Annotated in this window: 5 protein-coding genes; 3 read left to right on the top strand and 2 right to left on the bottom strand. The window is 75.7% G+C overall.

From position 1 onward, the window contains the following. Nucleotides 1–150: 150 nt before the first annotated feature. A complete protein-coding gene (locus ACWGKU_RS32285; protein ID WP_401050459.1) occupies nucleotides 151–1,191 on the bottom strand; it encodes an NAD-dependent epimerase/dehydratase family protein in 1,041 nt (346 codons plus the stop codon). A 360-nt stretch (nucleotides 1,192–1,551) separates the two neighbouring features. Here ACWGKU_RS32285 and ACWGKU_RS32280 point away from each other — a divergent pair, with 360 nt between their 5' ends. Then, on the top strand, nucleotides 1,552–2,886 hold the full coding sequence (locus tag ACWGKU_RS32280) for a DUF1254 domain-containing protein (RefSeq protein ID WP_452178825.1): 1,335 nt from the start codon (nucleotides 1,552–1,554) through the stop codon (nucleotides 2,884–2,886). A gap of 439 nt (nucleotides 2,887–3,325) precedes the next feature. On the opposite strand, the gene ACWGKU_RS32275 is transcribed toward ACWGKU_RS32280, so the two are convergent. After that, complete coding sequence (locus ACWGKU_RS32275) at nucleotides 3,326–5,143, bottom strand: BACON domain-containing protein (protein ID WP_452178826.1); 1,818 nt, start codon at nucleotides 5,141–5,143, stop codon at nucleotides 3,326–3,328. Nucleotides 5,144–5,485: 342 nt separating this feature from the next. Here ACWGKU_RS32275 and radA point away from each other — a divergent pair, with 342 nt between their 5' ends. Further along, a complete protein-coding gene (gene radA / locus ACWGKU_RS32270; RefSeq protein WP_401045247.1) occupies nucleotides 5,486–7,009 on the top strand; it encodes a DNA repair protein RadA in 1,524 nt (507 codons plus the stop codon). Nucleotides 7,010–7,209: 200 nt separating this feature from the next. Further along, nucleotides 7,210–8,268 (top strand): DNA integrity scanning diadenylate cyclase DisA, encoded by a 1,059-nt coding sequence (gene disA / locus ACWGKU_RS32265; protein WP_188306273.1) that lies wholly within the window; start codon nucleotides 7,210–7,212, stop codon nucleotides 8,266–8,268. Nucleotides 8,269–8,365: the final 97 nt, after the last annotated feature.

The raw sequence follows: 8,365 nt of genomic DNA, 5'->3' as shown, positions 1-8,365 counted from the left end.
CCACCCAGGCTTGGGCGCGGGGGGGGGGGGGGGGGGCGGGGCCCGGGCGGGGGGGGGGCGGGGGCGGGGGCGGCGCGCCGGCTGGGGCCGGGGGCCCCGCCCCCCCCCCCACTACCGGTGCCCGGGCACCGCTGCCGACCGGCGCCGCCGTCAGCCGAGGGCGGCCAACAGCCGCCGTTCCTTGGCGGGTTCGAGGCCCTGCCGCACCGCCGCCCCCGGCCGCCCCTTGCGCCCCTCGGCGTCGGTGTCCTCGACCGGCCCGCGTCGCCGCAGCCACTCCCAGGTGTCCCGCGCCGTCTCGGCGAACGGGCGGCAGCGCAGTCCGGCCGCCTCCGCCCGGCCGGTGTCGGCCAGCCAGGCGCCCGCCATCTCGGGCAGGTCCGGTGCCCAGAGGGGGAGTTCGGTCCACGCGCCCACCTGGTCCGGCCCCTCGGCGAGCAGCGGCTCGTCCGGCACCCAGACCAACTCGGTGTCCGCGGCCCCCGCGACCTCCCGGCAGGTCGCCAGCCACTCGCCGAAGCTCAGCCGCCCGGGCGGCGCCGTGGTGATGTAGCGCCCCGCCGTCCCGGCCGTCAGCAGGTCCAGCCCGAAGCCGGCGAAGTCCCGGACGTCGATCACCTGCATGGTCCGTCGAGGGTCCCCCGGGGCCAGCACCCGCCCACCGCGTGCCATCCGCTCCAGCCACCAGGGCAGTCGGCCGCCGAACTCGTACGGTCCGACGAGCAGTCCACTGTTCAGCACCAGCGTGCGCCCGGCGCCGAACCCCGCCAGCACGGCGCGCTCGCAGCCGGCCTTCAGGGCGGTGGCGGGCGGCTGGCCGGGCGGGGTGTCGGCGGGGCAGGGGTGCAGTGCGGAGTCCTCGTCGACCGCCCGGGCGGGCCAGTCGGCGAAGGCGTGCACGGAGGAGACGAAGGTGTAGTGGCCGGCCCGCTCGCGCAGCAGCCGGGCGCTGAGCGCGGCCTGGGCGGGCTGTTGGGCGGAGGTGTCGACGACGGCGTCCCAGCTGCGGCCGTCCACCAGCCGGGCGAGGTCCCCGGCACTGTCGCGGTCGCCCCGGACCGCCTCGACGCCGGGCAGGTCGGCGGCGCTGCGACCGCGGTTGAAGGTGGTCACCCGGTGGCCCCGGGCGAGGGCCTCGGCAGCGTAGGCCCGTCCCAGGAAGGACGAGCCCCCAAGCAAGAGGATCTTCATACCGAGGACCCTCTCCCGGCCGCACCGCCCGTACGCCCGGATTCGCGGTCAGCAGATGCCGGGCCGGAGAAGTCGGGCTGCAGAAGTCGGGTCACGGGTGTCGGGTCACGGGCGTCCGGTCACGGGCGTCGGGTCGCCGGATGCCGCGGGGCGTCCGGTCCGACATGCCGCCCCACCCGGCCCCGCTTAGCATCCGAGGTGTACCGCGGTCGGCGACCGAACCCCGGTCCGGCGCCCGCCCGGAGCACGGCCCGGAGCACGGCCCGGACGGCGGACCCGCCGGCCGCCGCCGGTGACGAACGGCCCGCCGACGCCGAGCACTCCGCCGACCGGCTGCCCGCCCCGGACGAAGGACCCGCGATGAACCAGCCCGAGCTGGAGGCCCTGGCCGCCGACGCGTACGTCTACGGCTACCCGCTGGTCGCCGGCCTCACCATGGTCGAGCGCTTCGCCCACGGCGGCCTGGGCACCCTGCCGGCGGCGCCGTTCAACCACATCAGCCACGCCACCCGGCTGGCCGGTCCGGCCGACCGCTTCGTCTCGGTCAACAACGACACGATCTACTCGATCGCCCAGCTCGACCTCTCCGAAGGCCCCCAGGTGCTGCGCGTCCCGGACACCGCGGGCGCCTACTACGTGCTGCAGATCATCGACGCCTGGACGGACAACGTCGCCTACCTCGGCCGCCGGGCCACCGGCACCGGAGCGCAGACCTGGCTGATCGTCCCACCAGGCTGGCACGGCACCCCGCCGGACCCGAACCGGGTGATCGAGCTGCCGACCACCGTCGGCACCCTCGTCGGCCGCTTCGCCTGCACCGGGCCGGACGACCTGCCCCGGGTCCGGGCCCTCCAGTCCGCCCTGGAACTGGAGCCGCTGGAACCCGGCGGCCTGGTCGCCGGACTGCCCGAGCCGGACGGGGACGTCCCCGAGCGGCTGGCCTTCTTCGAGCGGCTGCGGGTCTGGATGCAGGCCTTCCCGCCCGCCACCGCGGACATCGAGTACCAGCGCCGCTTCGCCCCGCTCGGCCTGCTGGACGACGGCGCCTCGCCGTACCGCTCGGCCGCCCCCGAATGGACGCTGACGCTGGCCAAGGGCCTGGCCGCCGGCCGCGAACGGGTCGAGGACGCCACCCGCCCGCCCGAGGACCACCCGCCCGGCGAGTGGCGCAGCACGCTCCACCTGTTCGACTACAACACCGACCACCTGGGCCCCGGCACCCTGGACGACCCCGAATGGCGCATCCCCGACCGCCGCGCCGCCTACCTCAGCCGGGCCGCCGCCGCCCGGGCCGGCCTCTGGGGCAACCACGCCTACGAGGCCTCGTACGCGATGACCTACGACGACTCCGACGGCCGACCCCTCACCGGGGCCCACGACTACACCCTGCGCTTCGACCAGCCGCCCCCGGCCGGGGCCTTCTGGTCCGTCACGATGTACTCCGTCCCGGACTACTACCTGGTGGAGAACCCGATCGACCGCTACTCGATCGGCGACCGCACCCCCGGCCTCGTGCACGCCGAGGACGGCTCCCTCACCCTGGCCCTCCAGCACGACCAGCCCGAGGACCCGGCCGCCGCCGCCAACTGGCTCCCCACCCCGCCCGGCGAGTTCCGCCCCATCCTCCGCATCTACCAGCCCGAGCCCGCCGTCCTGGACGGCAGCTACCAGCCCCCGCCGATCCACCGGGCCTGACGCCCCGCAGCACGCCCACCACCCCCTCGGCCCCAGCCCCTCCTGCTGGCGTGCTGGCTTCCCATCCCGCACGGGAAGTCGGCCTGGTCGACTTCTTGTGCATCCTCGGTCCGGCTTCTGGGGTGGCATCGGCAGGCCGGTCTGCATCGCCGCTGACGTCCGACCCGTTGGGCGTGAGAAGTCGGCCCGCTCGACTTCTCACGCATCCCTCCCTGCCCGGGCTGGCGGCTGGGACGTGCAGGCCGGCCCACGCGCTGCTGGGCTGACTCTGTTGCGCACAAGAAGTCGGCCCGCTCGACTTTTCGTGCGCCCTTGGCCCGGCTTCAGGGGGTGGCAGTGGCCGGCCGGTCTGCACGGCCGCCGATGCCCGACGCGTTGGGCGCGAGAAGTCGGCCGGGCCGACTTCTCACGCGCCCAGGTGCCCCGGCGGGCTGTGGTGTCAGCGAGGTCGCGGTGGGGTGTTCGGGCCGGGGGCGGTGGTGGCCGTGCCCGAGGGGGACGGGGAGCCGGTCGGCGGGCCGGACGGCGAGGGGGACGACGTGGGCGGGCTCGACGTGGTGGGGGCCGCCGTGGGCGAGGTGCCGGCGGAACCGGTCGGCGCCGGCGCCGAGGACGGCGACGGATCGGCCGGGGAGGAGGCGGAGCCACCGCGGTTGTGCGGTCCGCCCTCCAGGGTGACCACCGCCTGCGAGGGCGGCAGCGCGATCCGGGCGGTCCAGTGCGCGGTCGGCGCCTGGTCCTCGTCCACGGTGACGATCACGGTGATCCGTTGGCCGGGCGCCAGAGTGCCGGAGTCGCGGCTGAGCCGGAGCCAGCCGGCCTCCGTCACCGCGTGCCAACGGATCTCGGTGGTGCCGGAGTTGGTGAGGGTGAGGATGGTCCGGCTGCCGTACTCGCCGGCCTCGACGGTGAGCAACCCGGCCGGGGCGGGCTCTCCGGTGCCCGTCGCGGAGGCCCGGTCGACGGATGGGGCCGGTGCGGCGACCAGGGCCGGGCTGTCGAGCGGGGTCGCGCCGTGGGCCGGGACCGGGATCACCGAGCCCTGGAAGGTGAGCCGCGGAAACCCGGGAAGCAACGTTTCTGCACCGTCCACACCGGCACCATCCGCGACCATCCCGACGCCGGCCCCCGCCAGCTCCAGCCCGGGCATGCCGGGCGCACCCGACCCCGTCGGGCCGTCCACCGCGGGCCGTGGCCCCTGCCCGGCGGGCCGCCCGGCCCCGTCCACCCGCACCGCCGACACCGCGGCCGCGGAACCCGATCCGCCGCCGCCCCGGTGCCCGGCCCAGAGCGCGATCACCGGCGCCGCCAGGACGGCCGCGAGCACCCCGGTGGTCACCACCCGCCGGCGCACCGCCAGCCCGCGCCCCGCGTCCGGCGCCCGGTGCCGGGGGAAGCCGCTCTGGTCGAACCGCAGCCCCGGCTCCGCCACCCGAGCAGCCGCCGCCCGAGCCGCCGTCGCCGGAGCAGCCGCCGCCCGAACGGCAGCCGCCCGGGCGGTCGCCGCGCCGGTGACCGCGCCGGTGACCGCGGCGGTCCCGGAGCTGTCCACCGGAGCGCGCAGCAGCGCCAGCCCCGACAGCCCGGCCGCACCCTCGGCGGCCTCGTGCGCGGCCACCCGCTCCGCCGTACCCCGGCAGGTCGGGCAGTCCAGCACGTGCTGCACCAGTTCCCGTCGCAGGGCCGGGCCGAGCACCCAGTCCCGCCAGGACTCCGCCCCGGCGCCGCCGAGCCGGTCCAGCTCCGGGCAACTGCCCACGCCGAGCACCAGCAGTGCCGCCCTGGTCCGGGCGACCTCGGCCTCGGCTCCGGCCAGCAGTGCGCGGGTCCGCTCGAACGGCAGGCCCAGCACCGCCGCCACCTCCAGCGGGGTCAGCCGGTGCCGGACGGACAGCTCCAGTGCCTCGCGCTGTTCCGGGTCGGTGCCGGCCGCCTCGGGCCAGGCGAGCGAGGACAGCTCGCGCCGCCGCCGGGCCGCCTCGGCCCCGGTCTCGTCCGTCTCGGCCTCGTCCGGTGCGGCGCCGGCCGCCGCAGCCCGCCCGGTACCGGTCCCGGCACCCGCCACGGCCGGGCCACCGTCCGCGAGCCGGCGCAGGCAGCAGTACCGGGCGAGCGAGAACAGCCAGGCGCGCAGCAGCCCGGGCTCGGCGAGCCGGGCGCCGTGCCGCCGGGCCAGTTCGCGGACCTCGCGCAGGGCGTCGGCGGCCGCGTCGTGCTCGCAGAGCACCGAGAGGCAGTAGGTGAACAGGCCGTCCACCTGCCGGTCGTACGCCGCGAGCGCGGCGCCGGCCCGCTGTTCGACAGCCCCGGCCGAGCCTGCGGCCCCGGAGCCCGCGGCCCCGGCCGACTCGGCGGGCCCGACCGCCCCGGTCAGCCACCGAGACCTCCCCGGCCGGCCCGACCACCCAGGCCCGACCGCCCCGGTCGGCCCAACAGTTCTCGTCGTCACCCGTCCGACGGTAGAGAACGCGGACGGCTGACTCCGACCATTCGCCGCGTATGTACTTCTTTCGGGTAACAACATCGTCCATCTGTCTGGATGCGCGGCGGGCCCGCCGGCGGCCCGTCGTTGTCACACCCAGGCGCTACGGTGGGCCGCATGCCTCCGCGTTCCAAGACCACCGCCAAGCCCCGCCCGGCGTACCGATGCACCGAGTGCGGCAACCAGCTGCCCAAGTGGGTCGGCCGCTGCCCGGAGTGCAACGCCTGGGGCACGGTCGAGGAGTACGGCGCGGTGCCGATCCGCACGACGGCCGCGGGTCCGGTCAGCGCGCCCGCCCGCCCGATCGCCGAGGTGGACGGCCAGGTCGCGACGGCCCGTTCGACGGGCGTGCCGGAGCTGGACCGGGTGCTCGGCGGCGGCCTGGTGCCCGGCGCGGTGGTGCTGCTGGCGGGCGAGCCCGGCGTCGGCAAGTCCACCCTGCTGCTGGACGTCGCCGCCAAGGCGGCCACCGCGCAGCACCGCACGCTCTACGTCACCGGCGAGGAGTCGGCCGGCCAGGTCCGGCTGCGCGCGGACCGGATCAACGCCCTCTCCGAGCACCTCTACCTCGCCGCCGAACAGGATCTCGGCGCGGTGCTCGGGCACATCGAGGCGGTCAACCCCGGCCTGCTGATCCTGGACTCGGTGCAGACCATCGCCTCCGCGGAGCTGGACGGCGCCCCCGGCGGCCCGGCCCAGGTCCGCGAGGTGGCGGGCGCGCTGATCCGGGCGTCCAAGGAGCGCGGCATGGCCACCCTGCTGGTCGGCCACGTCACCAAGGACGGCCAGATCGCCGGTCCGCGCCTGCTGGAGCACCTGGTGGACGTGGTGCTGAGCTTCGAGGGTGACCGGCACGCCCGGCTGCGGCTCATCCGCGGGGTCAAGAACCGCTACGGCGCCACCGACGAGGTGGGCTGCTTCGAGCTGCACGACGAGGGCATCGTCGGCCTGGCCGACCCGTCCGGCCTCTTCCTGACCAGGCGTGACAAGCCCGTTCCCGGCACCTGCCTCACCGTCACCCTGGAGGGCAAGCGCCCGCTGGTGGCCGAGGTGCAGGCGCTGATGGTGGATTCGCAGATCCCCTCGCCGCGGCGCACCACCTCGGGCCTGGAGTCCCCCCGGATCGCGATGATCCTGGCCGTGGTCGAGCGGCACGGCGGGGTGAAGCTCGGCAAGCAGGACATCTACACCGCGACGGTCGGCGGGGTGAAGCTGACCGAGCCGTCCGCGGACCTCGCGGTGGCGCTCGCGGTGGCCAGCTCGTCCACCGACACCCCGCTGCCCAGCAACCTGGTGGCGATCGGCGAGGTCGGCCTGGCGGGCGAGGTGCGGCGGGTGACGGGTGTGCAGCGGAGGCTCGCCGAGGCGCACCGGCTGGGCTTCACCCACGCCCTCGTCCCGCCGGACCCGGGCAAGGTGCCGCCGGGCATGAAGGTGGTCGAGGTGGCCGACATCGGCGAGGCGCTGCGGGCCATCCCGGGCCGCCGCCGCTCGGCCGCCAAGCCGCGTACCGAGCCGCGCGGTGAGGCACCGTCGGCGCCGCCGGCCCCGCGTTCCGCCCGGGCCGCGGACCGCCCCGCGGCGTACCCCGAGGAGCTGATGGAGGGCTGGGAGCCGCTGGACTCCGACGAACTGCGCTGACCCAAGCCCTGCCGAAGCCGCACACAGTTAGACTTTCCCCAGTCTCATTGGCCAAAAGGCAGTACCGAGCGGTACTGAGCGACAGAGCAACAGACCGCGGACCGGCGCACGGCGTGAGGCGCGCGGCACGGGTCGACCGGAGGAGTCACGTGGCAGCCAGCGACCGGGGGGCGGACAAGGCCTCCCGCGAGGAGGCCCTGCTGCGGGCCTCCCTCACCGCCATCGCGCCCGGTACCGCGCTTCGTGACGGCCTGGAGCGGGTCCTGCGGGCCAACACCGGCGGTCTGATCGTGCTGGGCTTCGACAAGACCGTCGAGTCCCTGTGCACCGGCGGCTTCGTCCTGGACGTCGAGTTCAGCGCCACCCGGTTGCGCGAGCTGTGCAAGCTCGACGGCGCGGTGGTGCTCGACAAGGACATCACCAAGATCGTCCGGGCCGGCGTGCACCTGATGCCGGACTCGACCATCCCCACCGACGAGACCGGCACCCGCCACCGCACCGCCGAGCGGGTCAACCGGCAGACCGGCTACCCGGTGGTCGCGGTCTCGCACTCGATGCGGCTGATCGCGATGTACGTCAACGGCACCCGCCGGGTGCTGGAGGACTCCACCACCGTCCTGTCCCGCGCCAACCAGGCGCTGGCCACCCTGGAGCGCTACAAGCTGCGCCTGGACGAGGTGGCCGGCACGCTCTCCGCGCTGGAGATCGAGGACCTGGTGACGGTCCGGGACGTCACCGCCGTGGCCCAGCGCCTGGAGATGGTCCGGCTGATCGCCACCGAGATCGCCGGCTACGTGCTGGAGCTCGGCATCGACGGCCGGCTGCTCTCGCTCCAGCTGGACGAGCTGATCGCGGGCGTGGAGCCGGAGCGCGAGCTGGTCGCCCGGGACTACTTCCCGGAGCGGGCCGCCAAGAAGGGCCGGACGGTCACCGAGGTGCTGGCCGACCTGGAGGCGCTCACCCACGCCGAGCTGCTGGACCTCCAGACCGTCGCCAAGGCGCTCGGCTACTCGGGCTCGCCGGAGTCGCTGGACTCCGCCGTCTCGCCGCGCGGTTACCGCCTGCTGGCGAAGATCCCGCGCCTGCCCAACACGGTCATAGAGCGCCTGGTCGAGCACTTCGGCGGCCTCCAGAAGCTGCTCGCCGCGAGCATCGACGACCTGCAGACCGTCGAGGGCGTCGGCGAGACCCGCGCCCGCTCGGTCCGCGAGGGCCTGTCCCGCCTTGCCGAATCGTCCATCCTGGAGCGCTACGTCTGACCTGACGCGCAGCCGTACGGACACCCGAACTCGGCGACGGGCCCCCCGGGCCGACCCCCCCCGGGGCCCGCGCCCCGCCGCACCCGGCGATTATAAA

Source organism: Kitasatospora sp. NPDC054768, from assembly GCF_053612025.1.
The sequence above is the reverse complement of the archived record's forward strand: the minus strand, read 5'-3'. Positions and strand labels throughout refer to the sequence as shown.

Bases quoted from the DNA above. Each gene is read 5' to 3' on its own strand.
- radA (WP_401045247.1), top strand. From the start codon at position 5,486: ATGCCTCCGCGTTCCAAGACCACCGCCAAGCCCCGCCCGGCGTACCGA.
- ACWGKU_RS32280 (WP_452178825.1), top strand. From the start codon at position 1,552: ATGAACCAGCCCGAGCTGGAGGCCCTGGCCGCCGACGCGTACGTCTAC.
- ACWGKU_RS32285 (WP_401050459.1), bottom strand. From the start codon at position 1,191: ATGAAGATCCTCTTGCTTGGGGGCTCGTCCTTCCTGGGACGGGCCTAC.